We start from the raw sequence: 26,153 nt of genomic DNA, 5'->3' as shown, positions 1-26,153 counted from the left end.
AGCCAGGGTGAACAGGGGTCAACGGGGGTTACTCGTGGGCAGACCCGTAGCGCTCGTCAGAGGCATCGAAGGCTGGGCTCCTCTTAATTCCCAAGCTGACAGTGGGAGTTCGATTCTCCTCACCCGCTCCACGACAAAGGCCCAGTTCAGAGCCATGTTCGGCTCGCCTTCGTCATGAGGCACGGATAGTGACCGGCGGGCCATGGGCGGGCCATTAGCCGACCTCGGTGAGAACGCCGGACGGACGGCACACGTGTGAACGGCGCGACTGGACCGGGGCCTGGCGCGTTATTCACGGCACATCCGTTTGTGCGTAGCGGTTGTCAGGCGGGGCGGGTGGCGAAGAGAGCCTTGAGCTTCGCTTTGCCTTCAGTGGCTAGCCAGCTGTCGAAGTCCATCAGGCCCGGGTGGAGGGTGCGCAAGGCCGGTATGTCGGCCTGCCAACCGCCGAATGACTGGGTCTCGGGTGGGAGTGGAAGTGCGTCGCCGGTGATGGGGTGTCCCGTCGCTTGGCTGATGGCGGCGACGAGTTCGTGTCCCGTCAGCTCGTCGCCTGCGATCTCGATGGCCTTGCCGAGGTAGGTGGCTGGGTGGGCGAAGGCGAGGGCGGCGAACGCCCCGATGTCGGTGACGGCGATCATCTGAACGGTGGCGTGCGGTGAGATTCTTCGGATAAGCGCGGTCTCACCCAGCACCCCGTGGTCCGGGTCGGCGTGGTTCTCCATAAACATGACCGGCCGCAGGATGGTGGCCGGCAAGCCGAGCTTCCGGATGTGCTGTTCGATCAACCACTTGGTCTCCCAGTGGCTGATGCCGGAATCCCGATCGGCGCCACCCACGGACGAATACACGAAGTGCCGTACGCCGGCCGCATGAGCCGCGTCGGCCACGTTGCAGCCGAGCCGTACCTCTGCCTCGATCAGCTCCGGCGCGCCGCCTGCTGGCTGCACGCTGAAAACGCCGTACGCGCCCTTGACGGCAGCGTCGAGTGATGCTCGATCGTCCATGTCGCCACGCACCAGCTTGGCGCCCGCCCGCACGAGTGCCTCCGCGGCGGGGCTCGAAGGATCCCGGACCAGGGCTCGCACCGGCCAGCCGTCGGCCAACATTCGCCGGGCGGTCGCGCCACCCTGCTGGCCGGTGGCGCCCGTGACGAGGACGGTCTGATCTGCGCGGCTGGTGTCTGCCGGGGCCATGTCTTCTCCTGCTGGTAGCGTGGTCGACCACTATTCGGAGCGGTGCTCCGGTAAGGGAGTATTCGGAGCGGGGCTCCGATTGTCAAGGTTCAAGGTGGCATGCGTATGGCGGAGGCGATGCGCGCGGACGCGCGCCGCAACTACGAACGCCTGCTGGCGGTGGCGAGGGACGTCTTCGCCGAGCACGGCACCGATGCTTCGCTGCGTGACGTCGCGCGGCGTGCTGGCGTGGGTATAGGCACCCTCTACCGGCGCTTCCCGACGCGGGAGTCCCTGCTCGAGGCGATAGTGCGCGACGGATTCGACAATCTGCGTACCAGCGCGCAGGAGCTGTTGGGCGCGCAATTGCCGCGCGACGCCCTGCTCACCTGGCTGCGTCAGCTTGCCGCCGGTTCCGCCACCTTCCGCGGACTCCCCGAATCCGTCATGGCCGCGCTCCACGACGAGGACTCCGAACTGCACGCCTCCTGCCAGGCGATGCGTACGGCGGGAGCGCAGCTCCTCGATCGTGCCCAGCGGTCAGGTGCGGTGCGAGCGGATGTCACCGCCGACGAACTGCTGGCGCTCGCGGCGGGCGTCGCTTGGGTCAGCAAGCAGTCGCCCGGAGGCGCCGCGCTCGTCGACCGACTGCTGACGCTTGCCAATGACGGTCTCGCCACCGAGAGGGGAAGGACATGAGCATGCGTCCGTACGGCGTGAAGAAGGAACTCACGGAGCTCGCGCCGTCGAAGCAGTTTGTGTCGTGGCGCCGGTCCATATGAACATGCCATCGGTGGATCGGCACGCGGCCAATGTTCGACGTCATCGTCTACCCGGAGATCAGCCCTCCCTGTACGAGTCCCAACCCATGCCGGCCAGGTACCCGCGGGCGACCCACTGCACAGGCAGAATCTCAAGCCGCTGACACCTTATGGCCCGGCCGGCGAAGTCCTCGGGGACATCCGTGGCGCTCAGCAGATTGTTCGTTATCAGCTCATTGAGCTGCTCGAACCACCAGACCGAGGGCGCGGTGAGCAGCTTGCCCTTGTCAGGAATCGGCGTCGGCAGGACGACGTCATAGACCGAAACCCGATCCGACGCCACCAAGATCACATCGTCGCCATCGGAATAGACGTCCCGGACCTTGCTGCGGACCGGCGCGCTGTTGTTCGACCTCGATGACACGCTTGTCGCCGAGGAGGCGGCAGCGGTGGCGGCCTTCGAGGCAACCGCCGCCGTCGCGGACGCGTGCTACGAAGTGGAGACTTCGGCGCTGGCATCCGGGGCGCGCGCCTGCGCGCGCAAGCCCCAAGCCGTGATGGTCGGCGACAACTTTGCTCGCGACGTCGAGGGAGCTCGCGCCGTAGGTCTCGGCGCGGTATGGGTAAATCGGTTCGGCCGGTCCCGCAGTGGCAGCCATCCTGAGGTTCCCGAGGTCACGACCTTGAGCGAGCTACCGGCCACACTGAGCGAGTTGGACGAGCGACCAGTCTCTGGCGGTCGTGTGCCAGGTGACCCTTGACCACGCGGCCGCAGCCTGCCTCTCCATCGGCTCAGGGTCGCACGCTCGAGCCCGCGATGCGCACTCGTCCAAACCTGGCCGACGACTGGATCGGGTCCTGAGCAAGGCGAGCTGGGAGGATCAGGGAATGCGCTCAGTGACTGTCCGAGCCGATGACCAGACCTGCCTACACGTTGGCGTGACGGGAAACGGTCCTGACGTCGTGGTCTTGTCAGGTGGCCCGGGTTGCGTCCACTACCTCGAGCACGACGACATCGCACCGCGCGGAATGCGGGCCTGGTATCCCGAACCACGCGGCGTGGGGCGCTCCGCCGGCGGCCCGCACACCCTCGGTCAGGCAGTCGCCGACCTCGAAGCAGTCAGACGAGCCGCGGGGATCGATAGCTGGGTGGTGCTCGGCCACTCCTGGGGCGCGGACCTGGCAGTCCGCTACGCCTTGGACCACCCCTCACGTGTCCGCTCGGTCGTCGGTGTAGCTGGTCACGGCCTTCACAAGGACCGCAGCTGGTCCCAAACCTACGAGTCCTTGAAACACACCGAACCCAAGATCGACATCGACTGGAACCCTACGGTCCACCAAGCACTGAGCGAGTCCTTCCTGGAGTGGATCCACGAGACCGACCTGCTCCGACGCCTCGCTGATTGCCGGGTCCCGATGACGATCGTCGCCGCCGAGCACGACATCCGCCCATCGTGGCCGCTGCGTCAGCTCGCAGCCCTGGTCCAGCGAGGCGCCTTCGTCGTGGCCCCCGACGTTCCGCACGACATGTGGTGGACCGACCCGGACGTCTGGGTCAACGTCGTAACGAAGGCTTGCCGCAACCATGGCTAACCAGCGCCTACGAAGGGTGCAGCTTGCCGGACAAGAAACATCCTGATCGGCAGCCATCCGGCCGGCGCCGCCAACGGCAGAGAAGCCTCACCTTCGCTGTCACGGCCTACCACATGTGTCCTGAGCTGGGCTGACTAGTCAGGACGCGACAGAGTAGCTGCCCTACCGCTGTACCGAGAGGGAGCCACTGATGCAGGTCCGGATGTGATCTAGCGTTCAGCGGCCGTGCGGGCAGCAGTTTCCAGCCGGGCCACGTAGTCCCCCCAGTCCCAATCGCCTGCGTCGGGGAGTCCGGTGGCGTTCCGCTGGCTTCCAGCCTTGCCGTCGATCAACTCGCGCACGATGTCGACATGCCCGACGTGCCGTGCGGTCTCCGACACCATCATGACCAGAATCGCACCCAGCGTTGTCTCCAGTTCACCTTCCTTCCACCACGGCACCGACCCCACCGCATCCAACTCCAGCGGGGGTCATGGCGAGGGTCGAGCTTGTTTTCTCCCGGCGGAAGAGCTGGAAGATCCTGCGAAACTGTCGGCTGCGCGGCAGTGGCGTGCGCCTCAGCTGTCCCCGTTCAGTACGTGCCACCGTCTGACGGCCATGCCTGTGACGGCCTGCATTCCAAGGCCCTCATAGTACGGGCGCAGCGTTTCATCGCAGGTCAGGTCGACCGAGTACAGATGCTCGGCCGCGGCAAGCACGCGTCGCAGTAGTTCACTGCCGATGCCCTTGCCCTGGTAATCGGGAAGGACCTCCAGCCACGGGATGAAGGCCGTGAGCACACCATCGCTGATCATGTTGACGAAGCCGACGACGTGACGCGATCCAGCCTCACGTGCGATCACGACCCGATAGCTGCCACGCAGGACCGCAAGGTGCTGGGCGGGCGTCGGCGACGAAGGCCATCCCACGAAGAAGCCACAGAGATCCTTCTCCGCGAGGTCCGAGATGTCTGTGCTGTAGCGGATCACTGGCGCATCCTGGCAGAGAGGGGTCAGGCGACCCGAGTCCGCATGACGTTCGTCGCGGTACCTCGCCAATGGCGCACCAGGGTGAGACACTCCCGGCGACACCCCGCCAGCGAGATCAGAGGGGGATCTGCCGATGCCAACAGCTCAACCATGGACCCTGATACGCCCACAGGTAGTCCCGGGCCGGTTCTACACCTGGTACCTGGGCTTGGTCGCGTCTCCCCACAGGCTGGTGTCCGGCCTCGTCGTCGAGTTTCCTCATGGCGACGATGACGGCATTGAAGGGGTCTACCGCCAACGGTCCGGCTGGCCATTCTCGGGGTGGAATACCGACCTTTACGATGCCGACGGCGCCCTGGTCGTGGCGCTCGGCTCAGCCACCGGTGGCGGGGACCGGAGCGGCCTCCAAGGGATCTCGGTCGCGGACTTCGACCGAGAGCAGCTCCCCAGGGCAGGGAGGCTTCAGACCGTTCTGGAGAGCGTCGACGTCGACGTCAGTCTCCCGTTCTCCCGCGACTGACGTGGAGTCGCACATCACCTGACGTGCGGGTGTCGCGCATCAGATGGCACAGGACCCGGACGCCGGGCTGCTTTGCTGCATGGACCTCTTAGAGCCTGTTCCTGAACCTGGTTCTCTGGTGTGAGCTTCGTCTCTGTTGATCTTGGTGGCCGTGTCTTCGCTGGTAATGGAAGGAACTCCTGGTAGATCGAGCGGTGCTTGAAGTCGCCGATTTACCAGGAGTTCCGTTGCTAGTCTGCCGTGTTGATGCTGTCGTTGCCACTCTGGATGAGGGTCGGGTCAAGCGGTGCTGCCGTCTGTCGGGGTTCCACCGTCGCCGGCAGACGCGGGTGAGCCGGTATCCGTCGGATATGAGTGATGCGGAGTGGGCGCAGATCGATCCGCTGCTCCCCGAACCTGCGTCACTGCTCCTGGGGGTGGGGCGCCCGGAGGAGCACTGCCGTCGCGACATTGTCAACGGGATCTACTACGTGCTCGACAACGGCATCAAGTGGCGAGCGATGCCGGTCGATCTTCCGCCATGGAAGACGGTGTACAACTACTTCTCTTGCTGGCAGAGCGCTGGGGTCACCCAGAACATCCTCGACACGCTCAGGGACCGAGTACGCATCCGTCAAGGGCGCGCGGCGAGTCCGTCTGCGGGTGTGGTGGACTCGGCTTCGGTCAAGGGTGCCGAGACCGTCGGTGCGAACACTCGAGGGTTTGACGCGGGCAAGAAGATCAATGGTCGCAAGCGTCACATCGTGGTCGACACGCTCGGTCTGCTGCTGGTGGTCATGGTGACCGCCGCATCGGTGCAAGACCGGGACGCCGCCAAACCGCTGCTCCAACGGCTGGCCAGATCGTTCTGCCGGATCAAGTTGGTGTTTGCCGACTCCGGCTATGCCGGCAAACTCGTCGACTGGGCCCTGCAGCAGCTGAAGTTGACCTTGCAGATCGTCAAACGCACCGACAAGCACAGCTTCCAAGTCCTACCTCGCCGCTGGGTCGTCGAACGAACCCTCGCCTGGATCGTCCGGCACCGCCGCTGCGCCCGCGACTACGAACGCCAACCCGAACACCACGAATCGATGGTCAGATGGGCTGCTATCCGGCTCCTCAGCCGACAACTCGTCAGAGCGAGTCAAGATCGGAAATCAAGGTCACACGGAAGGATCTAGATTCAGGAACAGGCTCTTATGGATCAAAGGCGCCGCTGACGCGGCGTTCGCGATGTACCTGCACCTCATGGCAGACCTCAGTTGTGCTGGAGAGGGGTCCGCCGATGTACCCACGCACTCCGCTTCAACGGGGCGGTTGTGACGTGGAACTGACGATGCTCAGGATCTGATCGGCGATGGCATCCGGCGGTTGGCTGTCGGTTTCGATCACGGTCATATCGCCGTGGGCACGGAATTGCCGGTTCAGGTCGATGAGCGAGTCGCGTTCGCGCTGCGAGCCCATCCACGTCCGCTGGCGAAGTCGTCTCTCCAACTCGGCGTCGGAGCACACGAGCGCCACATAGGTGATCGGGCCGAGGAAGTGTCGCAAGGCTTGGTGCTCCCATTGGTGGGGCATGGAGTATCCGACGAGGATCAGGCTGTGGCCGCTTTGTGCCACACCTACCGCCGTTCGCAACCAAGTGTCGATGAAGCCGAACCAAGCCCCTTCTGAGCTGTCATGCTCGGGTCGGGAAGTCAGGTCGGAGTCCAGCACGACCAGCTCGAGCGGCAATCGGGCCGCCAGCTCCCGGCCCACGCTCGACTTTCCCGTTCCAGGGCTGCCGGTGATGACGTACAGCTGTCCCTGTCGAAACGATCGGGCTGTGGAGCAGGGTCCGCAGGTGATGCGATCCGTGGCTACGACCTGCAACGGAGCGCCTGCGCCACAGGCGGGGCAGTCGAAGTCGACCATCGTGCGAAGCGCCCCTTTAAGGCGTGCCAACGCAGGGTCGTTCATTGTGACCTCTCCAAGCTGAAACTTGTCGCGCAAGTGGCGGCACGAAATGAGACAGCGAAGTCCGCAGCCAAAGAGTCTGCGGTACACGAGATCACGTCACGCACGGCACCTTAGCGAAGCACGAACGCCCCGCCAACCACAATTGGCGCCGGTACGCATGAGAACGCACCACGCGAAATGGCATGGGGATCTGTCGTTCCTTCACCGATCCAGGCCCACGGTCGGATGTGATGGGCGGTAGTCGCCATGACTCCTTAGGTGCCCGGGAGCTTGTACCAACGGCCGTCCGCAGGTCGGTGTTTGGTGGCGACTTCGCAGCTGCCCGCGACGGTGCACCGGACGATTCCTGGTTCTCCTTGGCCGTAGGAAGCGAGGAGGAAGTGTTCCTCGTCCTCCCAGGCCATGTTTCCGTTGGAGAGCCTGATGGTGAGAAGCGGCTTTCCCGTCTGGGCGTCGCCGATCGTGTAGTGGGGCACGGTCTGTCCTTCGCCCATGATTTCGACCACCGCATAGCGGCCATTGGGCGAGAATCCGCGGATGCTTACGTGGCTGCCGAGCTCGGTCGGGCAGACGCGCCACCGCTCGCGGTTGCCGTTGCTGGTGTCGATGGTGGCGGCACAGTACAGCTGCTCGGACTGGCGTTCCTGGGCGACTCTGGGTACCAGGCCGACGAGGCTGGCACGGTCGGTCGTGTCCGCTCCGTAGAAGCCTTGCCACAGGGTGAGCTGCCCGGTCTTGGGATCCCATTCCTGTGCCACTGCGGGCTCGGATAGCCAGGAGCCTGAGCTGAGCAGGACTTGCTCACCGAGAAAGCCCACCGTGCGGCCGCCCTTTCCGACGTCGATCGAATGCAGGACTCTGCCGGTGCGCGCGTCGGCGACGTTCACGGTGCCGTCCGGGGTCGCCCAGGCGATCTGCCTGCGGTCGTTTGATACGACGGCTCTGCCTGGAGCGGTCAGTTTCTGCGTGCCGTCAAGCCCGACGAGTTGTAGGTGCACCTGATTGTTGTCGTAGCTGGTGACTACGTAACCACTGTCCACGACATCGAAGGATGTCCAGTCCGGGAGGTCGACTGGTGTGGTGGTCGCCCCGTTGTGGATCTTGCCGTCGGCGTACCAGGGGACCTTCGGGTCCTCGCCACGGGGGAGCCCGGCGAAGTCCTCTTCCCTGAGGCTCTTGGGGGCATACGGCGCTACGACAGGTCCGGCGGTCGGTGCCGGTGAAACGCCGACCGTCGGTGTGGCGATCGGCGAGGGCGTGGAGGGTGGCGTCCGCCCTGGCGTATGTGCGGGTGTCGGTGTCACAGTCGCGGGGTCCACCCGGGTGTGGTCGCCGGGCGGGCTGAGGAGGTTCAGGCTGAGCGGCAGAGCGAGGGCGACGGCGGCACTGGCGACGACCCCGGTGGCGCGTCGGCGTATCCGGATGCGGCGGGCGCGGTGCATGGCGTCCGCGGCAGGGTCGTGGTGGGTCCTGGCGTAGGTCGCGAGTCGGGTCAGGCCGGCGCGGAGGTCGTTGGCCGTGAGGTCCTGGTCGTGCTGGTGCTCGTTCATCGGACGTCCCTCCTGGCGGGCGCGGGCTCTGGTGTAGTGGCCGGGGTGAGTCCGGCGCGCAGGGCGGCGAGGGCGCGGTGGGTGCGACTCTTGACGGTCCCGATCGAGCAACCAAGGATCTCGGCGGTCTCGGCTTCGCTGAGGTCCTCGAAATAACGGAGCACGACCGCGGCACGGTGGTGTGCCGGGAGGGCGCGAAGGAGCCGCCACAGGTCACCGTCCTGCTCAGCCGAACCGCCGGGGTCACCTCGCGGATCGGTTGCAGGACGATCCGGCAGTTCGGCCGTCAGAGTCTCGCGTCGCCGCCACGCACGACGCCACCAGAGGGTGTGCTCATTGACCATGACCCGCCGTACGTAGGAGTCAAGGGCTGCCTGGTTGTGGATGCGTCTCCACGCCAGATAGGTGCGGGCCAGCGCGGTCTGCACTAGATCCTCGGCCGCGTGATGATCTCCCGTCAGCAGGAACGCCGTACGCGTCAGCGCGGCATGCCGAGCGGCAACGTAGGAGCTGAACTCCTCCGCGGTGTCTGCCACCGATTCCCCCCTCCCATGTGTTGTTCGCATCCCCTAGATGCGGTCGGTCCCGTGAAAGGTTCCACATGTGCGGGAGGAACGGCATCTCGTCCAGCGCTCATCAGCTCCCGGAGACCAACCTGACCCCAGCGTGACCCCAACGAGCGGCAACGTCTGGCGACGATGAGCACCAGGCTGAGGACCTCAGGATGAGCAGCTGATGATCACGATGCCGCTCCTACGGATATGCAGCGCCCAGGCTCCGGCGCTCACAGGACCCGGCCAGCCAGGACCAAGGTCACCGGACCGCCGTCAGGGCTCCTCGGGTCGGTGAGGAACTCGGCGCCGGCCGCGAGCCACACCGACCAGCACCCCACCTGCGACCGCAACGACCAAGCCGAAGAACAGCACAAGCGCCGCCGGACCTGGCGTCATCAACATGGCCACGCCGGCGACCGAGACAAGGCCACCAACACCGAGCCCGGCCCAGCCAAGGAACCGCAAAGGACGATGGTTCATCGGATCCTCCCAACGAGTGGACGCAGCGTACCGGGCGGACCCGAGGCGCGTTCCCACGTTCCGCGGGCGAGAGACCCCTGGGCTGGGTGCACTCTGTACCTCGGGAACGGCGGTGTCCTTACGGCCGAGCTTGCTCCACGACCGCCGCCTGCCGCATCACAGCGGCATTTCCCACCGCGTTCCTGGCTATGCTCGCTCCCGTTGAGCGGGGCGGCTATCCGACCGGCACTATTCCGAGGCGGACGCGATGAGCGCTACGTCCCCACAACCTCCCGCGGCGGGCGATTGTCAGCACGAGGACGGTGGGCCATCGAGAGGTCTCCTGCGGTGGCGGTGGGACAGCCCTCTCCGAAGGAGCGCAACACGCACCGCCAGATCAGTCTCGAACTGGCTTGAACGCTACGGGCCACGGCCTGGGGTTGTTGTACTCGGACTCGGCAAGGCGTTGGAGCACCTCGGGCTGCGACCGGCCGCATACCTGTGGTTGCCACTCGCGCTAGCGGCGACCTTGTTGATCTTATGGCCACTCGCCGCGAATATCGTCAGGCTTGCTGCGAGAACCGTCCAAGCTTTCCTCGAAGGGTGGCGAGAAGGACTGCCTACCGACCGTGCCACATATCTTCCGGATGGAACGTGCCCCTGTGGTGCCCCGAACGACCTCACGGGTCCTCAACAACCCTGTCCGACCGACAGGAGAGCAGCCCTCTCAGGGCGACGGATGATCTTACGGACTCCCGGGCTCACGTCGTCATCCCACAGCTCGCGACTCAGGACGCCAGGGAGCGGAGATAGCGCCGGCTGTAGAGGTACTGAGCCACCGGCAACAGTGGATACGTGGCTCGTGAAGTCCCGATCGACGGTTGGGTCAGGGAGCGAACGGTTAGCCATGTCGATCCGTCGGGTCCCCGATCGACCAGGAACGCTTCCTCCCCGCTGACGGGATGACCTGTAAGGGTGCCGTATGCAAAGCCCTTCCGGTGAGGTTCGTCGACCACCGCGATCACCTGCACGGGCTCATGGATCCGCAGGGGTCCCAGGTGGGCGATGAGCCAGTACCTGGCCCCTGCGACGACCGTGGCATCGGGGCTCGGGCCGATCGGAAGCCCGTCCGACAAGCTCGAGCCAGCTCTTCGCGCCATCGAGCCATTATGCGGAGTCGGCGTGCTCTGACGCGTGTCCATCTAATGGACAGATCTGACCGCAGGCCGTCCGGGTAGCGCTGCGGCACCAGGACGATCACAGGCTGGCTCCGTCCGGCCTCGGCCGGCCGAGCGTGGTCTGGGCGAACCGTCCGGCGGTCATGACCTGCGCTGTATGTTCGTCAGGTTGTAGATGGTGGAGGTGGCATGCAGGCGAATGCGGGTGTGGTGGCCGGTCGTTATCGGCTGAGAAGCCTGCTGGGCCGCGGGGGGATGGGAGACGTTTGGCAAGCCGACGACCAGATGCTTGGCCGTCCGGTCGCGGTGAAGCTGTTAGCCACTACGGTGAGTGATCCAGCAGATCGGGCGCGGTTCGTTCGGGAGGCCCGTTCGGCCGCGCAGGTTAGCCACCCGAACGTGGTTGCGGTCTACGACGTCGGCGAGTTCAACGACCGCCCGTACATGGTCATGGAGCTTTTCGACGGGCCAACGCTGGCTGCCGAGCTGGCTGAGCGTGGACCGCTCCCCCTCGAAGAGGTGCGGCGCCTGGGGGCACACGCCGCCGCGGGTCTGCAAGCCGCTCATCTGGCCGGGGTGGTCCACCGTGACATCAAACCGAGCAACCTCGCCCTGTGCGGCGACGGTGTGCTGAAGCTGATGGACTTCGGCATCGCCCGAGCTGTCGACGAGGCAGCCACCCGGCTCACCCAACCAGGCACGGTGGTCGGCACCGCGAGCTACCTCGCCCCGGAGCAGGTCGCTGGCGGTGCTGGTGATGCCCGAAGCGATCTGTACGCCTTCGGCTGTGTGCTGTACGAGATGCTCACCGGTCGCCCACCATTTACCGGCGGTATGGCCGCCGTCTTGTACGCACACCAGCATCTCGACCCCGAACCAGTGTCCAGGTTCCGTGCCGACGTGCCGCCCGATCTCGAACGCCTGACCCTCGGACTGCTCGCCAAGCACCCCGACCACCGACCGACCAGCGCCGGCATGGTCGGATCTGTGTTGATGGGGCACAGCCTGCCCGGGCCGCTGCCTATGCGCGGGGGTGGAGGCGGCGATGCCACGTCCTCGATGCCGGTGCACGCGTACCGCCCGCCGGGCCGTTGGAGCAGGCGTCCCGGCACCGCGCTGGTCATCGCGGCCGGGCTGATCCTCGCCGTTCTGGCCGGCGTGATCATCGGGCAGATCCTGACCAGCATCGACGACGATTCCCCTGCTGCGCGCGCAGAAGACCCGACCGGCGCCGCATCGAACACCCCCAGCCCGTCGTCTTCTCCAAGCCCGTCCACCACCGAACAGCCCGCACGGTACGGCACCGCAGCCTGGCTGCGGCAGGTCGCCGCGGCAACCAGCCGGTTGGAGCGGCGCGGCCGGATCGACCCCGAGGTTGCGGACAAGGTGCACAAGCGCATCGACGAAGCGCTGGAAAAGTACCGCGAACGCAAGACCGACGAGGCCGCACAGAAGATCCGCGAACTCACCCGCGATCTCGCCGAGGCGCAGAACGAAGGCCGCCTCCGCGCAGACACCAGGCTCGCAAACCTGCTGGCCATCGCACCAGCAGACTCCGACGAAGGGGATAACGATCGCGGGGGCCGCGACTGATCCACCGCGGTCTCATGTCGTAGAACCTTGTCGGCGGCGGAGGATGTCGCCCGCGAGGGCCGGAAGTCCGCGGCGACCAACGATTAATTTCTATCCGGATTAGGGGTGGCTGCCGATCACCTGGGAGTCAGGAGCAGGGACCCCGATGACCCGAGTGGAGCTGGCGAGGTTCCTGAACCCTTGTTGTCGGTGGTGGCTGCGATGATCATGCGACATGGCGACAATTCGGATCGCGGTGGCGCAAGGTGTAGGGACGCATACCCCGGACGGGGCGTCGATTCGCGAGCAGGGTCGACGAATTCGAGAGCTGATGGCCAGCGCGGCTGACGGTGGAGCTCGGCTGATCTTGTTCACCGAGGGGGCGCTGTCGGGCTATCCGGATAAGCGGTTGATGTCGCGTGATCTGGATCGGGTGACGGAGTCGGACTGGTCGCGGGTCGATTGGGCCGTGCTGGAGGACGAGCTCGCAGCGACAGTCGGGCACGCCGGTGACATGGGTCTGTGGGCGGTGGTCGGCTCGGTCCATCGGGTGGCGGGACGTGCACGACCGTTCAACAGCCTGTACGTGATCAGCGAGACCGGGCACCTGGTCGGCCGCTACGACAAGCGGTATCTCTCACCTACCGAGTCGACGTTCATGTTTGCGGCCGGTGAGCATCCGACCGTTTTCGAGGTTGACGGGTTCCGTTTCGGCTGCGCGTTGTGCATCGAGGCCAACATGCCAGAGGTGTTCATCGAGTACGAGTCACTCGGGGCAGATTGCGTGCTGCTGGCCACTTACGCCGACGGGCCCGCCGCCGAGCCGCTCGGTTCTAGCCACTCCATGGCACACGCGTTGCTGACCGGGATGTGGATCGCATTCGCCGCGCCCGGAGTTGCCCCAGGGACCGCCGTATCCTGCGTAGCCTCGCCCGATGACCGGTGGCTGGTCAGGGGCGATCCGGACGGGGCGCCCCAGGTGCTGTTCGCCGACCTCAATCCCGACTCAATGCGCGCCGGCTATGACCGGGGCTACAGGCCCTGGCGGGCGTGCTACCGAAACGGGTACTGCCCAACGCCGGACGAGGTCACGGCATTGCTGGAGTCGCAGGAGTCGCAAACCGCCACGCCCCCAAGACGCCTGAGGTCATAGAGGTCGACTCTGCAACCGCAGGGCTGCGCTCGTGTCGTGTCTCCCGCGTGCTGTGCCGCTCGGAGTGCTTACTGGACGAGCAGACAGAACGGGTGGCCAGCGGGGTCGGCCAGGACATACAGGGGCTCGCCCTCATCCCGAGTTCGGTCGAAGAGGACAGTCGCGCCGAGCTCTTCCGCACGCTGACGGTGGCGCTCGAGGTCCTCGACCGACGGCACCTTGAAGTCCATGTGCATTTGCATCGGAACCTGCTCAGACGGCCAGGTCGGCGGCGTGGTGTCCTCCTTCTCCTGGACGGTAAGGACACGGTTTCCTTGGTCGTCGACGAGGACCAGCCAGTCGGCGTCGTCCTCGCTGCCGTCGGTGGGGACTTCTTCGCCGGAGCGATACCGCAGGCCCAGCAGTTCCTGATAGAACTCGGCGAGGCCACGGCAGTCTCGGGCATCGATTGCGGTGTGGAGCAGAACGGGGTATCCGGGCATTGGCCTGTCTCCTTACGGAGTAGCTGCACTGCGAACAACACGTTAGCCGTACGCCGAAGTTGCACGCCACGAGGAACCCAGCAGGCGCCATCACTGACCTGTACGATCCAGCGGTGCGCGACTCCCCCTCCTCCCCTTACCGTTACGTCTCGGACGACGAGGACAGTGCTCGCTGGCTCGGTTTCCCGTTCCGGCAAGGCGACATCGTGATCAGCACCCGGTCGAAGAGCGGCACGACGTGGATGCAGATGATCTGTGCCGTGCTGGTCCTGGGTACGCCGGAACTCCCTCGGCCGCTCGCCGACCTGTCGCCGTGGCTCGACATGCTCACCGTGCCGCGCGACGAGGTGTACGCGATGCTGGAGGCGCAGCAGCACCGCCGGTTCATCAAGACGCACACCCCGCTCGACGGGATCCCGCTCGACCCGCGGGCGACGTACGTCGTGGTCGCCCGACACCCGCTCGACATGGCGGTGTCGCTCTACCACCAGGTCAACAACATCAACCGGGAACGGCTCCGCGAGCTGACCGGCGCGTCGGAACCGAGCGAACCGACGAAGGAACGGCTCCCCGTACGGGAGTGGCTGCTGGAGTGGACCCGCTCCGAGGAGGATCCGCGGGAGGCGATGGACTCGCTGCCCGGAGTGATGTGGCACCTGTCGGACGCGTGGGCCCGCCGCGACCAGCCGAACATCGTCCTGGTGCACTACGACGACCTGTCGGCCGACCTGGACGGCGAGATGCGCCGGCTGGCCGACCGGCTGGGCGTCGCGGTGTCCGACGAGGTGTGGCCGGATCTGGTACGGGCGGCGACCTTCGAGCAGATGAAGGGCAAGGCGGGCTACCTGCTGCCGAACCGCAACGGCGTCTTCAAGGACATCAACGCGTTCTTCCGCAAGGGCCGGTCCGGCTCCGGACGGGAGCTGCTGTCCGATGCCGAGCTGGCGGCGTACCGGGCCCGAACCGCCGAGATGGCGCCGCCCGACCTGCTGGTCTGGCTACATCGCGACTAGCCACCGGTCGCTTCGTCTGGGCCTTCGTGGTGAAGTGTCACGTCTGGTGGTGGTGCTGCCCCGAGGCCGTGAGGTGTTACCGGTTGAGCAGGTGAACGACCTTCTCCCGAAGGCCTGAGATCCAAGGGAAGTCCTCCCGAACGCACCACTCGGCGCCGCGAACGGCGTTGAAGACATCGTAGATCCGGAACAGCTGGTCCCAGTCTTCTGGCTCCGTCCCGCCGTTGGCTGCATAGGACCTACGTACTCCCGGGAGGATTGCAGCAGAGCGTGGGTCATCGGCAGGACCGCCCCGAACGAAATGAGCGAAGTCGTAGAGGGGGTCGCCGACCACGGCATCTCCGAAGTCGACGACATCGACGACTCGGTTCCTGCGATCGACGAAAATCTCCATGTTTCCCAGGTCGCCGTGGACGAAGACTCCCGGCCTGCTGTCCAGCATTGATGCCTGGCCGGAGAAGAGGCGTTCGACGCGGGTGACAAGCTCGCGGTCGAAGTGTCCAGCCGTGTGCAGGAACCGCAACGGCTCGGTCACCGCCTGGAGGAGAAAGTCAGACCATCGCGCGTAGCTGCCCTCTCCCTTCTCGTTGAGCGGACCATAGCCAGGGAGTTCGCATGCGTGAAGGAGCGCAAAGATCCGGCCGAGTTCGTCCTGCGTCCGAGCAGATGCGCGCACGTTAGGGGTGGGGAGCGCCCATGGGCGACCACGTGCCTTGCGGATGAGCATCCAATGGGCACCGGGAAGCCCTTGGGCTTCGCCCTCATCAAGTACTCGCGGCACTGGGACTCCGGCGGCGGCAGCCAGGCGCAGTGAGTTGGCCTCCGCGGCGACCGAATGGTGCCCGCTCGCCTTCAGTACGACCTCCTCACCGTCGGCAAGCCGCGCCCCGACGACCACTGATTGGGGGCGAAACGTCAAGTGTGGCCACACATCAGCAGGCTCACCGCAGGACTGGGTGATGACTCGGGACGCACACAGCTGTGCTGGCGTTAGCTCACTCATTGGTCGCCGGGGACCTCTCCAGGATCGCCAGTCTGTCGACGCGGAAGCCGATCGGCCGGACGTCGGGCACCGGCGGCAGACGGTACCCGCAGTCAGCCATCCGTTGCACTCGCATTTCTCGTTGGCGGCTCCGCCGACCGTGCCCTCCCGCGTGCCATCAGCGCTGACAAGTGATAGCTCAAGCTGGTCACTCCAACGTCGCTGATCCACGCCACCGGGCCGCGTACGCAGCCAGATCCGTACTCTTCCCAAGCTGCCAGGTGTGCGGAACCACCGTGTCCTGACGTACTCCATTGACAGCCTCGCTTCTGGATGCGAGGACGACGGGAAAGGTGCTGCCGAAATGGACACGGCCAGGAGTACACCGGAACCCCGTTGGTCACAGGCATCGGATCCAGGCGACGACCCGCATCGAACGGCCCTGCGGCAAACGTAGACTCGTGTACCCGGCCTCGACCGATGCCTGTGCAACGGCTGGTTCACCTCGCCCTCGCAGGCAACTTGGCACGGAGAAGAACTCACCGCGGCCGCTGCGGTCGACCCACCCGACCTCGGGCATGATCAGGGCACTGACGCCCTCGTCTTCCGTCTGGAAGGTTCCCTTCCCAACGGCAGAGCTGAAGTACGCAGTTCCTCGTGCCACGGTCAATGGCTTGGAACCGAACGGAAGGTTCACGCCGATCATTACACCCGCCACCAACGCGCCAAGGACGAGCGCGACGACGACCAGAACGCCGAAAGGGATGCCTCGACGTACCAAAACATGGAGTGCCATGGCGTGATCATGGCAGCTACCTTCGGACCTGGATGTCGGTTCGAGGGAGAAGACATCCGGTAGTAGACCAATAGCCAGCTGGCAAGCACGACGTGCGCAGCCAACCACACGTACCGCTACGTCCGGACCGGGCGCTCACACCACGCCGCCCGGACTACCGACCTCCGGCCTCGACTCCGAGCTCGAAGCCAGCCACAGGGCGTTTTCCGCCGCCAGGCCAGCTAAGCAAAGGTTGACTTGGAAACTAGTAGGCCAAGCCCGTGGTTGATCAGCCGAGTGAGCCGAACTGGTCACCCGCTTCGCTCGCGCCAGGTATTCCGGTGGTGCCCTGGGTGAAGAGCCTGGCACCCGTGGTCGTGATGCTGGTGCCGTTGGAGTAGAGCAGAACGAGGGCGCCAGCGCCCGAGTTCTCGCCGGGGACTCCGATGAGCAGGCTTGACGCCCCGCTGCCGTTGTACTGGGTCATCCGGAGGCCGGTGCCAAACTTGTCTTCGGCTTCGTCGGCGCCGGGTACGCCCGCCGTGTGCTGCGTCCACGCCTGGTAGCCAGCTGAGTTGAGCGTGCCGGTCGATCCGACGAGCAATGTCACAAGGCGGTCGCCAGGCGTGGTCAGGACCAGTTCGTCGTCACCGTCCCCGTTGCTGTCGCCCGCGGCCATGCTGCTGCCGAACAGGTCGTGTGTGTCTGCGGTGCCCGGCACACCAGGGGTCTGCTGGGTCAGGAGCTCTCCTGGCGTGAGCCCGTTCGCCGAGCCCCGGAGCACAGTGATGAGCCCGGCGTCCTCCTGTTTGCCGGTCGAGGTCGTCACCGGAGCGCCAGGAATCCCGATGGCGAGGTCGTCGAACCCATCACCGTCGTAGTCGCCAAACGCGAGTTCGTCGCCGAACGAGTTCGGCTTGTCGCTGCCGAAGGGCGAGGGACTGCCGGGGACGCCCGCACTGTCGAGCTGCCACAGATGCGCGTTCGCCGAGGCCAGGCCGTTGATCTCATCGCCTGTGACGACGATGACAGCGCCCGTCGCGTAGGTGCGTTCCTGCCTGTTCTGAGGGATCCCGATGGCGAGGTCGTCGAGGCCGTCACCGTTGGTGTCGCCGGCCGCGATCGCGGCCCCGAAACGTTCGCCGGGATTGCTTGCGCTCACAGAGCCCTGTGACAACCTTCGGGGAGCGAACGGGGCGGGGAGCTGCGACACGATGCCGGAGGCGGAGCCGGGAAAGACGTACACCCAGCCACGCCCACCGTCGAAGCCGGGGGCTCCGATGGCGAGATCGGCGAAGCCGTCCCCGTTGAAGTCTCCAGTCGCCAGTGCGGCGCCGCTCATCTCGTTCGGCTGCGCGCCCTCGGGGAGTAGTTCAGTGCGGCCCGTCATCGGTCCGGTTGGGGAGCCGTAGAACACCTGGACCTTGCCACTATCTTGGCCGGGTTCCTCGTCGGCGTCCTCGGTAGGGGCGCTGACGGCGACGTCCGCGTATCCGTCGGCGTTGAAGTCGCCGCTCGTGGTGGATGAACCGAACCGGTCGCCAGCCTCGCTGACGCTGGGTATTCCCGGTGTGTCCTGGGTAAAGCCGCGACCCCAGAGGTGGTCACTCCCGTGGCGGTGCTCCTCAGGTGCCAGAACATCCCGGCGTTGGCGACCGTGCCAACGTCCTCGCCCGGACCACCGGTCACGAGGTCGCCGACGCCGTTGCCGTCGATATCCCAGTCGACGATGGGAACGTAGACGCGGTCGACCGCGCGGTCCGCGTCAAGGGACAAGTGACCAGCCCGTGAGAACCCGACGAGTCAGAGCCCTAACTGCCCAACACCTCGGGGTGCTCCAGCAGCCAATCACTGAACTGGATGGCGGGCACGTTGTTGTGGAGCCACTCGGCAGGGTTCGGGCCGAATCCGGCGTAGGTGGCGTGGTAGATCCGTGCGGCCGCGGTGTACGGGGCGAGTGCCCGACGCTCCAGAATTGTCAGCGGAGCACCGGTCGACTTTTCGTACTCCTCGACCAGCCGACCTACGCGATGCCACGGGAACACGGTGGGATCGGTCGGTACATGGCCGTCTACCGTGAGTACGGAATGGGTGAGGGAGAAGGCCAGGTCGTGAATGCGGGGGCGGTGTGTGACGAAACCGAAGTCGAGGAAGACCGTCTCGCCGGAAGGACCGATGCCGAGGTTCTCGAGCTTGACGTCCCCGTGCACGAGCTGGCGAGGGAGGCCGGTCGGCGACACCCAGCGGTAGCGCAGTCGGCCGAGGAGGCTTCGGAGTGACCGTCCGATCCGTGCGGACTCCGCATCTCCAGCGACGGCCTCCTCGGTTGTCGGTAGCCACGCCCACAGGGTGCTGGGCGCGGCGAAGATCGCGGTCGACGGACGCGGACCACGCAGATCAACGGCGGCCAGGCGACGGTGGAGCGTCCCCATGGCGCGGAACATCCACGCGTACGACTGCCAGGTACTCGGCGGCGTCTCGTGTGGGATGTGTCTTTCCGTCTCGGCCCATCGGTCGCCGCATCGGAACGTGGTAGCGCCGTCTCGGCTGACAGCAACCGGGACCCTGATGCCCGTTCCAGCGAGGGTCTGCCGAACGTGCTGGACCGCGAGAAGTCTGCGACGTGTGACGTACGGGGGATGCACGCGGAGGACGATCCCGGCAGGTTCGAGCAGCAGGTTGCGGCTCATCCAACCGCCGAGATCGGTGGCCGTGCTCCCGGGCGCGATCTCAGCTGTCAGCTGCCGCAGGTGCGGATCCAGGGCGTCAACAGGCGTCGAACGCATGAGCGGTGGCGACGACGGCGGAAGCGAGCCTTCGGGAGCACGATCCCCCTGTGGCATCGAGCCAGTATGGAAAAGCCTGGCGGCCGACTCAACTCAGTTCAGCCACCGAAGTAGGGTCGGGTGCCCCGAGTCCCATGGTGGTGAAGACTCTGGGCATGGAGTTCTTCTGCTATCACCGCGATCGGACCGGCTCCGCGGCGCTGCGCAACGAGCTGCGGGAAGAGCACTGGTCCTACATGGACCGGTACGCCACGAAGATGATCGCCCGCGGACCGACCTTCGCCGGCGACAGCGACACGCCCAGCGGGAGCGTGCACATCGTCGACCTGCCAGATGCCGCCGGTGCCCGCGCGTTCGCATTCGACGAGCCCAATTACCAGGCCGGCGTGTACCGGGACGTGCTGCTGCGCCGGTGGCGCAACATGCTGGGACACACCATGTGGGACTTCCCCGGCGGCCGGACCGGTGGCAACCGGTACCTCGTGCTCGGCCTCAGCACGGGCCGGGCCGCCGACCTCGCCGTGCCGACCGAGCGGGATGACCTGATCGCCTACGGGCCGCTGCTGTCCGACGATGGCACGACCTGGCTGGGCACGGCGGCGCTGGTCCGGGCAACGGACCCGGACACGGCACGCGCCATCCTGACCCCGGACAGGTACGCCGACATCGAGGTCCACCACTGGCAGTTCGGCGGGCGGCCGTCATGAATCGAGGACGTCCAGTTCCGCTCGGCCGCCACTGCGGGTGAGCAGATGCCGTGGCACGTGTACGCCGCCTTCTCTGCCAGCACGTCGACGCCGGTCTGCAGCGTGTGGAACCGGTCCACGACCGTAGCGCTCGGCTGCGGCCTCTGCCATTCTCGCGGGCATGGATTACACAGACCTTTTCCCGTACGCCGACAACATGGACGGTAGCGAGGCGGAGGTGCTGTGCTTCGCTCTCGACCGTGTGCGGTGGCGATTTGCCTGGAAGACCGGAGGGCTCAACGCCGAGTAGTTGCGCCGACAGCACCCACCATCCACGATGACGTTGGCGGGCCTGATCAAGCACATGGCGGTCGTCGACGACGGGTTTGCCGCGGGGGGCTGCCGGTCGGGCAGCCACGTTGGTCGGCGGGGAGGACGATTGGCGGTGCGCGGACGAGCCGGAGGCGCTGTATGCGCTGTGGTACGGCGCCGTCGAACGCGCGAGGGTCGAGTGGCGGAAGATCAGCGCCGACGGCGGGCTCGACGTACCTGTCCCGGGAGGCACGGACACCTGGATCCTGAATCGCCGAGGCTTGCTCGTCACCTTGCTGGAGGAGTACCAGGTGCATGCCGGCCACGCCGACCTCATCCGCGAGGCGGTGGACGGGCTTGTCGGCAACGACCCGAGGGAAGTCGATGATGTCTGACAGGACGACGGCAGTGTCGCGTCCTCGATCCCGCGTGACGGCACTCCATCACTGCTCGGGCGGGGAACGCACGCGTGATCGCATCAGCAAGGAAGACGAAGCATGGTTGAACGGGGAGCATCTAGGTGAAGCGTCCCGGAGGCCCTCAGTTGAAGTGCGTACTGTCCAGAGGACCTGCCAGATCTGGTACGAGCGGAAGCCGACCGTTGATCAGCCGATCCTTGTTCCGACAGGTACGGAGTCCAGTGTCCGGAGGTAGGCAACCAGGTCGCTCAGTTTCTTGTAGGTGCGCGCTTCTTCAGCCATACCGTCGATGAGTTCCGGTTCCCATGCTGGACTGAGTACATGGTCAGGACCTTGCACGAGAATTCCGTTGTAGGACACCAGTCCATAGTATTGACGATCTCTGTCGAGCCTTGCCGTTCCGCCCGGGACAGGTCTTTCCCTCTTCTCCCAGTGTTCGATGAGATTGTTCGCCGCATCCTCACCTGAGCGCAGGAAGAAGACAGCTGGCCCTTGCGGCAGCCCAGCGCGAATCGTCTCCAGGCTTCCGGTCGGACCTGTCGCGCCGAACATCAGGTCGAGCGTGAGCTCATCGCGGAACCTCAGCGGCAGCGAGCCTTGCACGACGTCGAGTGGCCGCACCACGAGGCCAACGCCGTAGAACTTGTCGGTCGGCACCTCGCCGGTGACCGGTTCTGTGGCGCGGACGTCGACGATTTCGCCGACTAGCACCACCGAGGACATCTTGATCGCCTCGGTCAAACTGGGCGGGATAACGTCCAACGCACCAGACATTCTCATTTGGGCGAAGAACTCGGCATCCGAACGGTGATGGGTATCCAGCACGGAATCGTCGACACCCAACAGGAAATAGCGCGTACCCAGCACACCGCCTGCCGCTCCCGCTCCGGCGGCCACGACAACAGCCCCAGCGATCAGCGCACGTCGCTTGAGCCCCGACCTGGACGCTGTTTCTGGAACGCCTGACCGGGTGCTGGACAGGATCACGTCCCTCGCCCTCACCGACCCCATCTGGGTAATGTACGCACTGGTGAGCAAGCAGGGGGCTCCGCGAGAGCCTCCGTCCGGCACCTGCCACAGATGACGCGGGCAACCGTTGCGGAGTCGAGCCGGGACTGAGTACGCTCCTCGTGGCGTCGATCCACCGCCAAACCTCCGTCGGTTCTCCCCAAGCAGAGCCGCTTGCTGGAGGCAAAGGGGACCATATCCTCGGATCGCTGTCCCGGTCACCGTCGGGCGCCGTCGCTGGGGGACGTAGCGCTGGACGTGGAGGGCCGGATGACGGCGAACCGCAATCGCAAGCGACTCGTTCGACAACGCATGCAGCGCACTGGCGAGTCGTACGCGGCTGCTCTCCGGCACCTTCGGTCCGAAGGGAGTGCCATGTCGACGCAGCAAGCGAATGTGAACGTGACCTCGATCGTGCGCAAGACGCTCAGTGATCAGCCGGTCCTGTGTGTACGGAGTACCAAGGCGGATCGCAGTGCCGAGACGGACTGGTGCGCTGTTGGCGAAGCAATTGGAGAAGCGTGGCAGGCCCATGAGCGGCAGGGCCTCGCATCGGCAGGGCCGCCCTACACGCTCTTTCTCGATGACGGCTGGGAAGCTGGAGTGCCCGTCGACCGATCGGGCGCCCCCGAGGGCCGAGTCATTCCCGCCGTACTCCCTCGAGGCGAGGTGGCATCGGCCTATTTCTCTGGCAACTTCTGGGACATGGAGAAGTTCGAGGCGGTCATCGCGAACCTGCGAACGCAGATCGAATCGGCCGGACTCGAACCAGCCGGCCCATTGCGCTGGATATGGCTCACAGCCCCAGAGCTCACACCTGACCCCGACAATCACTACACCGAGCTGCATTGGCCGGTAAAGGGCTGACCTGACCCGAGCGCAGCCGTCCCATCACCCGCGGGGTTCCTGCAACCGAAGGCCTTATATGGCGGCCCGAATCCGCTCGACTCGATCCAGGAGCTCTCCGGTGCTGGCAGGCACGGGCTGCTCGGGTAGGAACGGTCTACCCCCTGCCGGGTCACCGTAGTACCGGGGCACTAGATGGCAGTGGGTGTGCGGTTGCCCGTTTCCGAGCAGGAGGTAGTTCATCTTGTCGGCTCCGAGCGCCCGCTGGACAGCCTTGCCTGCGTCCATGACATCGGCCAGGTAAGCAGCCTGCTCGGCGGCCGGAAGATCGTGCGGTTCGACCACGTGCTGCTTGTAGATCACCACGCTGTACCCAGGGCTGAACTGATCGGTGCACAGCCGAAACACACTCGTGTCCAGTGTCGTGATCGTGTGTCCGTAGCGGTCCGCATAGTCGGGCTCCATGCGGACTTCCATCTCCTGGCACAGGGGGCACGCCTCGCCTTGCAGAAGCTGGTCCCACTGTTCGCGTGGCATCCAAGTTGCCGTCACGCTCCACCGCCTTCTCCCGCGCAGAAACGCCCGACGCTATCGGCGCGGTAGGCAGGTGACAAGCGGGAGTGAAGCCCTCACAGCTACCTCTGCCATGGCCGCCGACATTACCGACAAATAGTTCCACCACCAACCTGTGAGAGCCCTCGGTGTAACGGCGGACGCCCCCGAGTTGAACGCCGTCGTGCAATCCGCGTTCAAAGAGCGGGCACACCCGGGTCCTGTCCGCAAACGTGCGGCTGCGCGGGACACACCGCACCACTGCGTCCCGGCTACGATCGCCGGGTGATGGGAGCATCTGCGAATGTCTGAGGCGTGGGTGACCGACGGTGACCTCCTCGCAGCGCAAGAGCGGTTTGCCGCACAGATACCCGGGTTCGTCATGCCCGTGGCCTACGGCGTGGCGCGCGCGGACGCGTCCGTTCTGACGTTCGGCCATGTGAACGCGCCCGGGGCGGTACGACCGCTCCCGGCGGTCGTGCTGGCTTCGGTGTGCGGCTACGTTGCTACGACGGGGGTTTATCGGCTGGACCACGCGCAGTTCGCCAAGGTGGTCGAGCGTCTGGCTCCGGCGGAGGCTGCCACGCACATGCCGCACCCGAACCTGTGGTCGTGGCGCGATCTGTTGACCGTCGCTGGCGCCGACAGCACTTTTCTCGGTTTCTTCGTTGCCGCCGTTGATGACCCGCCGGTCGACCAGTACGACGCGCAGTTTCGGCACCTGCTGGCACCCTGACCTCCGACGGTGGTGCGCCCCGACTTCTCCCTGGCCTCGTCCTAGGATGCAAGGCATGGCGAAGGCAGGTGTACTCACTCCGCAGGCGACGGACTTCCCGCGCTGGTACCAGGACGTACTCGGGAAGGCCGAGCTCGCCGAGAACGGTCCAGTTCGCGGCACCATGGTCATCCGGCCGTACGGCTATGCAATCTGGGAACGCATGCAGGCCGAGATGGACCAGCGCATCAAGGCCGCGGGTGCTCGCAACGCCTACTTCCCGCTGTTCATCCCCGAGAGCTACCTCAAGCGCGAGGCCGAGCACGTCGAGGGATTCAGCCCCGAACTCGCGGTCGTCACGCACGCGGGTGGGAAGGAGTTGGAGGAGCCGGTCGTCGTACGGCCGACCAGCGAGACGGTCATCGGCGAGTTCATGGCGAAGTGGATCCAGAGCTACCGCGACCTGCCGCTGCTACTGAACCAGTGGGCGAACGTCGTCCGCTGGGAGCTCCGGCCGCGGGTCTTCCTGCGGACCAGCGAATTCCTCTGGCAGGAAGGCCATACGGCGCACGCGACCCGGGAGGACGCGGCCGCCTACGCCCGCCGCATCCTGCACGAGGCGTACGCCGACCTCATGGCGACGGTGCTCGCGATCCCCGTGGTGGCCGGTGTGAAGACCCGCCGCGAGCGGTTCGCCGGAGCGATCACCACACTCACCTGCGAGGCCATGATGCGCGACGGCAAGGCCCTCCAGATGGGGACCAGCCACGAACTCGGCCAGAACTTCGCCCGCGCCTTCGACATCCGCTTCCTCGACGCCGCCGGTGAGCGGCCGTACGCCTGGACGACCTCCTGGGGATCCTCGACCCGCATGGTCGGCGGGCTGATCATGACCCATGGCGACGACGCCGGCCTGCGCATCCCGCCGCGGCTTGCCGCGACCCAGGTCGTGGTCACCGTCGTCAAGTCCGGCGAGGGCGTGGGCGAGGTGGCCGCCAAGCTGGTCGGCGACCTGATAACCGCAGGTGTACGCGCCGAGTTGGACGACCGAGTGGATGTCGCCTTTGGGCGGCGTGCCGTGGACTGGGAACTGAAGGGCGTACCGGTCCGCATCGAGATCGGCCCGCGGGACCTGGCCGCCGGCGCGGTGACGGTCGTACGCCGAATCCCTGGAACCAAGGCGACAGTACCGATAGAGACCGTGCTGTCCGAAGTGACAGAGGCGCTCGAGATCGACCAGGCTGCCCTTCTCGCGGAGGCGGCGCAGCTCCGCGACGCGCGGACCGTCGACGTGGCGTCGGCGGACGAGGCGGTGGCGGTGGCCGTCGACGACGAGGGCTGGGCGCGCATCCCGTGGGCGACCCTTGGCGAAGAGGGTGAGGCACGGCTGTCGGAGAGCGCGGTGACCGTGCGCTGCCTGATACGGCCCGACGGTGGTGTTCCCGACTCCGAGGACGAACCGGACCTGATCGCCGTGGTGGGCCGATCCTACTGACGGCGGACATCAGGAATTCAGCTGGAGCCGATAAGTCACAGCATCTAGCCTGGCGAAATGGTCACGAGGGTCAGGGACGCCAGCACGTGGCGCATCGGGACGAGCGATGACGTCGCGTGGATCGACGAGGGCACGTCCCTGGGCCGGACCATCACCGCCGCCATCCCACCGGTTTTCGAGGCCTACGCGACGATCATGCTTCCCTACGGAGGCGAGGGGCAGGATGCACACGACCGGGCCATGCTCGCGCTGCTGAGTGAGCAGTCGGCGGGCCAGTCGTGGTGGTTGGGGTATCTCGACACCGGCGCCGATGACATCGTCTTTCCCGACGCGCCCACGGTGAGCTTGTATGCGGGGTGGCCGTATGTCTTGGTTGAGGCGGGGCCGGAGCAGGCCGCCGCCTGGCGCCACGGCGGAGACCTGTCGTTCTGGAAGGGTGCACTGCCCAACTTGATGTTCCCGGCGGACCACTCGTGGCTGGTTTCGACGCTGTGGGATGACGACTGGACCTGCATCGGCGGACCGGCCGAGCTGGTGGACACGTTCCTGCGCCACCCCGCTCTGCAGGCCAGGCCTGTAGCCCTCGACGAGGACGCCACACCGCCAGGTCATCAAGCGCTGTAACCCACGATGGCGGAGCGCGCCAGTCAGGCGGTTTGGC

General features: G+C 66.0%; 31 protein-coding genes. 16 read left to right on the top strand and 15 right to left on the bottom strand.

All coding sequences use genetic code 11. From position 1 onward, the window contains the following. Positions 1–323 precede the first annotated feature (323 nt). The gene (locus ABNF93_RS13025; protein WP_349328236.1) at positions 324–1,196 is read right to left on the bottom strand and encodes an NmrA/HSCARG family protein; all 873 of its coding nucleotides are present in this window, start codon (positions 1,194–1,196) and stop codon (positions 324–326) included. Positions 1,197–1,295: 99 nt separating this feature from the next. Here ABNF93_RS13025 and ABNF93_RS13020 point away from each other — a divergent pair, with 99 nt between their 5' ends. Next, entirely contained in the window at positions 1,296–1,874 is a 579-nt protein-coding gene (locus ABNF93_RS13020; protein ID WP_349328235.1) for a TetR/AcrR family transcriptional regulator, read from the top strand. A gap of 141 nt (positions 1,875–2,015) precedes the next feature. On the opposite strand, the gene ABNF93_RS13015 is transcribed toward ABNF93_RS13020, so the two are convergent. Further along, positions 2,016–2,279: a phosphoribosylaminoimidazolesuccinocarboxamide synthase gene (locus tag ABNF93_RS13015; protein WP_349328474.1), complete on the bottom strand. Its 264-nt coding sequence runs from the start codon at positions 2,277–2,279 to the stop codon at positions 2,016–2,018. 40 nt (positions 2,280–2,319) lie between these two features. Between ABNF93_RS13015 and ABNF93_RS13010 the strand changes: the two genes are divergently transcribed. Beyond that, positions 2,320–2,697, top strand: coding sequence for an HAD family hydrolase (locus ABNF93_RS13010; protein ID WP_349328234.1), 378 nt, complete (start codon positions 2,320–2,322; stop codon positions 2,695–2,697). Positions 2,698–2,824: 127 nt separating this feature from the next. After that, positions 2,825–3,529 carry an alpha/beta fold hydrolase gene (locus tag ABNF93_RS13005; protein WP_349328233.1) on the top strand — a complete coding sequence of 235 codons (705 nt, stop codon included), beginning with the start codon at positions 2,825–2,827 and terminating at the stop codon, positions 3,527–3,529. A gap of 209 nt (positions 3,530–3,738) precedes the next feature. Here ABNF93_RS13005 and ABNF93_RS13000 read toward each other — a convergent pair whose 3' ends face one another. Both ABNF93_RS13000 and ABNF93_RS12995 read right to left on the bottom strand, forming a co-directional pair. Continuing rightward, positions 3,739–3,987 carry a mycothiol transferase gene (locus ABNF93_RS13000; RefSeq protein WP_349328232.1) on the bottom strand — a complete coding sequence of 83 codons (249 nt, stop codon included), beginning with the start codon at positions 3,985–3,987 and terminating at the stop codon, positions 3,739–3,741. 99 nt (positions 3,988–4,086) lie between these two features. Next, complete coding sequence (locus ABNF93_RS12995) at positions 4,087–4,497, bottom strand: GNAT family N-acetyltransferase (RefSeq protein ID WP_349328231.1); 411 nt, start codon at positions 4,495–4,497, stop codon at positions 4,087–4,089. Between the two features lie 133 nt (positions 4,498–4,630). Between ABNF93_RS12995 and ABNF93_RS12990 the strand changes: the two genes are divergently transcribed. Beyond that, positions 4,631–5,017 carry a hypothetical protein gene (locus ABNF93_RS12990; RefSeq protein WP_349328230.1) on the top strand — a complete coding sequence of 129 codons (387 nt, stop codon included), beginning with the start codon at positions 4,631–4,633 and terminating at the stop codon, positions 5,015–5,017. A 350-nt stretch (positions 5,018–5,367) separates the two neighbouring features. Next, entirely contained in the window at positions 5,368–6,177 is an 810-nt protein-coding gene (locus ABNF93_RS12985; protein ID WP_349328229.1) for an IS5 family transposase, read from the top strand. Positions 6,178–6,301: 124 nt separating this feature from the next. On the opposite strand, the gene ABNF93_RS12980 is transcribed toward ABNF93_RS12985, so the two are convergent. From ABNF93_RS12980 to ABNF93_RS12960, 5 genes are all read right to left on the bottom strand, one after another. Then, the gene (locus tag ABNF93_RS12980) at positions 6,302–6,910 is read right to left on the bottom strand and encodes an ATP-binding protein (protein WP_349328228.1); all 609 of its coding nucleotides are present in this window, start codon (positions 6,908–6,910) and stop codon (positions 6,302–6,304) included. A gap of 299 nt (positions 6,911–7,209) precedes the next feature. Continuing rightward, positions 7,210–8,505 (bottom strand): hypothetical protein, encoded by a 1,296-nt coding sequence (locus ABNF93_RS12975; RefSeq protein ID WP_349328227.1) that lies wholly within the window; start codon positions 8,503–8,505, stop codon positions 7,210–7,212. Further along, a complete protein-coding gene (locus ABNF93_RS12970; RefSeq protein ID WP_349328226.1) occupies positions 8,502–9,041 on the bottom strand; it encodes a SigE family RNA polymerase sigma factor in 540 nt (179 codons plus the stop codon). Before ABNF93_RS12970 ends, ABNF93_RS12975 begins: the two co-directional genes overlap by 4 nt. 291 nt (positions 9,042–9,332) lie before the next feature. Continuing rightward, positions 9,333–9,539, bottom strand: a complete 207-nt coding sequence (locus tag ABNF93_RS12965; protein ID WP_349328225.1) for a hypothetical protein — start codon at positions 9,537–9,539, stop codon at positions 9,333–9,335. 767 nt (positions 9,540–10,306) lie between these two features. Beyond that, entirely contained in the window at positions 10,307–10,678 is a 372-nt protein-coding gene (locus ABNF93_RS12960; protein ID WP_349328224.1) for a DUF1990 domain-containing protein, read from the bottom strand. A 207-nt stretch (positions 10,679–10,885) separates the two neighbouring features. On the opposite strand from ABNF93_RS12960, the gene ABNF93_RS12955 reads away from it, so the two are divergent. Then, positions 10,886–12,289: a serine/threonine-protein kinase gene (locus ABNF93_RS12955; protein WP_349328223.1), complete on the top strand. Its 1,404-nt coding sequence runs from the start codon at positions 10,886–10,888 to the stop codon at positions 12,287–12,289. Positions 12,290–12,503: 214 nt separating this feature from the next. Beyond that, entirely contained in the window at positions 12,504–13,421 is a 918-nt protein-coding gene (locus tag ABNF93_RS12950) for a carbon-nitrogen hydrolase family protein (protein WP_349328222.1), read from the top strand. Positions 13,422–13,489: 68 nt separating this feature from the next. On the opposite strand, the gene ABNF93_RS12945 is transcribed toward ABNF93_RS12950, so the two are convergent. Further along, positions 13,490–13,903 (bottom strand): VOC family protein, encoded by a 414-nt coding sequence (locus tag ABNF93_RS12945; protein WP_349328221.1) that lies wholly within the window; start codon positions 13,901–13,903, stop codon positions 13,490–13,492. Between the two features lie 113 nt (positions 13,904–14,016). Here ABNF93_RS12945 and ABNF93_RS12940 point away from each other — a divergent pair, with 113 nt between their 5' ends. Further along, the gene (locus ABNF93_RS12940) at positions 14,017–14,916 is read left to right on the top strand and encodes a sulfotransferase domain-containing protein (RefSeq protein ID WP_349328220.1); all 900 of its coding nucleotides are present in this window, start codon (positions 14,017–14,019) and stop codon (positions 14,914–14,916) included. A gap of 76 nt (positions 14,917–14,992) precedes the next feature. Here the strand turns inward: ABNF93_RS12940 and ABNF93_RS12935 are convergent, their stop codons facing one another. Beyond that, complete coding sequence (locus ABNF93_RS12935) at positions 14,993–15,919, bottom strand: phosphotransferase family protein (RefSeq protein WP_349328219.1); 927 nt, start codon at positions 15,917–15,919, stop codon at positions 14,993–14,995. Positions 15,920–16,962: 1,043 nt separating this feature from the next. After that, positions 16,963–18,237, bottom strand: a complete 1,275-nt coding sequence (locus tag ABNF93_RS12930; RefSeq protein WP_349328473.1) for an FG-GAP and VCBS repeat-containing protein — start codon at positions 18,235–18,237, stop codon at positions 16,963–16,965. A gap of 65 nt (positions 18,238–18,302) precedes the next feature. Here ABNF93_RS12930 and ABNF93_RS12925 point away from each other — a divergent pair, with 65 nt between their 5' ends. Continuing rightward, entirely contained in the window at positions 18,303–18,464 is a 162-nt protein-coding gene (locus ABNF93_RS12925) for a hypothetical protein (protein ID WP_349328218.1), read from the top strand. A 20-nt stretch (positions 18,465–18,484) separates the two neighbouring features. Here the strand turns inward: ABNF93_RS12925 and ABNF93_RS12920 are convergent, their stop codons facing one another. After that, positions 18,485–19,516 (bottom strand): phosphotransferase enzyme family protein, encoded by a 1,032-nt coding sequence (locus ABNF93_RS12920; RefSeq protein WP_349328217.1) that lies wholly within the window; start codon positions 19,514–19,516, stop codon positions 18,485–18,487. Positions 19,517–19,593: 77 nt separating this feature from the next. On the opposite strand from ABNF93_RS12920, the gene ABNF93_RS12915 reads away from it, so the two are divergent. The 3 genes from ABNF93_RS12915 to ABNF93_RS12905 all read left to right on the top strand — a co-directional run bounded on the left by ABNF93_RS12915 (position 19,594) and on the right by ABNF93_RS12905 (position 20,852). Next, the gene (locus tag ABNF93_RS12915) at positions 19,594–20,166 is read left to right on the top strand and encodes a YciI family protein (protein WP_349328216.1); all 573 of its coding nucleotides are present in this window, start codon (positions 19,594–19,596) and stop codon (positions 20,164–20,166) included. A 160-nt stretch (positions 20,167–20,326) separates the two neighbouring features. After that, a complete protein-coding gene (locus ABNF93_RS12910) occupies positions 20,327–20,455 on the top strand; it encodes a hypothetical protein (RefSeq protein ID WP_349328215.1) in 129 nt (42 codons plus the stop codon). A gap of 109 nt (positions 20,456–20,564) precedes the next feature. Continuing rightward, the gene (locus ABNF93_RS12905) at positions 20,565–20,852 is read left to right on the top strand and encodes a mycothiol transferase (RefSeq protein WP_349328214.1); all 288 of its coding nucleotides are present in this window, start codon (positions 20,565–20,567) and stop codon (positions 20,850–20,852) included. A 210-nt stretch (positions 20,853–21,062) separates the two neighbouring features. Here ABNF93_RS12905 and ABNF93_RS12900 read toward each other — a convergent pair whose 3' ends face one another. Continuing rightward, a complete protein-coding gene (locus ABNF93_RS12900) occupies positions 21,063–21,863 on the bottom strand; it encodes a hypothetical protein (protein WP_349328213.1) in 801 nt (266 codons plus the stop codon). A 396-nt stretch (positions 21,864–22,259) separates the two neighbouring features. On the opposite strand from ABNF93_RS12900, the gene ABNF93_RS12895 reads away from it, so the two are divergent. Continuing rightward, positions 22,260–22,751, top strand: coding sequence for a GyrI-like domain-containing protein (locus ABNF93_RS12895; RefSeq protein WP_349328212.1), 492 nt, complete (start codon positions 22,260–22,262; stop codon positions 22,749–22,751). Positions 22,752–22,805: 54 nt separating this feature from the next. On the opposite strand, the gene ABNF93_RS12890 is transcribed toward ABNF93_RS12895, so the two are convergent. Beyond that, on the bottom strand, positions 22,806–23,282 hold the full coding sequence (locus ABNF93_RS12890; RefSeq protein WP_349328211.1) for an HIT family protein: 477 nt from the start codon (positions 23,280–23,282) through the stop codon (positions 22,806–22,808). 319 nt (positions 23,283–23,601) lie between these two features. Here ABNF93_RS12890 and ABNF93_RS12885 point away from each other — a divergent pair, with 319 nt between their 5' ends. Genes ABNF93_RS12885 through ABNF93_RS12875 form a run of 3 tightly spaced genes read left to right on the top strand, consistent with a single transcriptional unit; the run spans position 23,602 to position 26,116 of the window. Beyond that, a complete protein-coding gene (locus ABNF93_RS12885) occupies positions 23,602–24,018 on the top strand; it encodes a hypothetical protein (protein WP_349328210.1) in 417 nt (138 codons plus the stop codon). Between the two features lie 55 nt (positions 24,019–24,073). Continuing rightward, positions 24,074–25,492: a proline--tRNA ligase gene (proS, locus tag ABNF93_RS12880; RefSeq protein WP_349328209.1), complete on the top strand. Its 1,419-nt coding sequence runs from the start codon at positions 24,074–24,076 to the stop codon at positions 25,490–25,492. A gap of 57 nt (positions 25,493–25,549) precedes the next feature. Continuing rightward, entirely contained in the window at positions 25,550–26,116 is a 567-nt protein-coding gene (locus ABNF93_RS12875) for a hypothetical protein (RefSeq protein ID WP_349328208.1), read from the top strand. Positions 26,117–26,153 lie beyond the last annotated feature (37 nt).

The sequence above is a fragment of the Actinopolymorpha sp. B9G3 genome, from assembly GCF_040120725.1.
Classification (GTDB): Bacteria; Actinomycetota; Actinomycetes; order Propionibacteriales; family Actinopolymorphaceae; genus Thermasporomyces.
The sequence above is the reverse complement of the archived record's forward strand: the minus strand, read 5'-3'. Positions and strand labels throughout refer to the sequence as shown.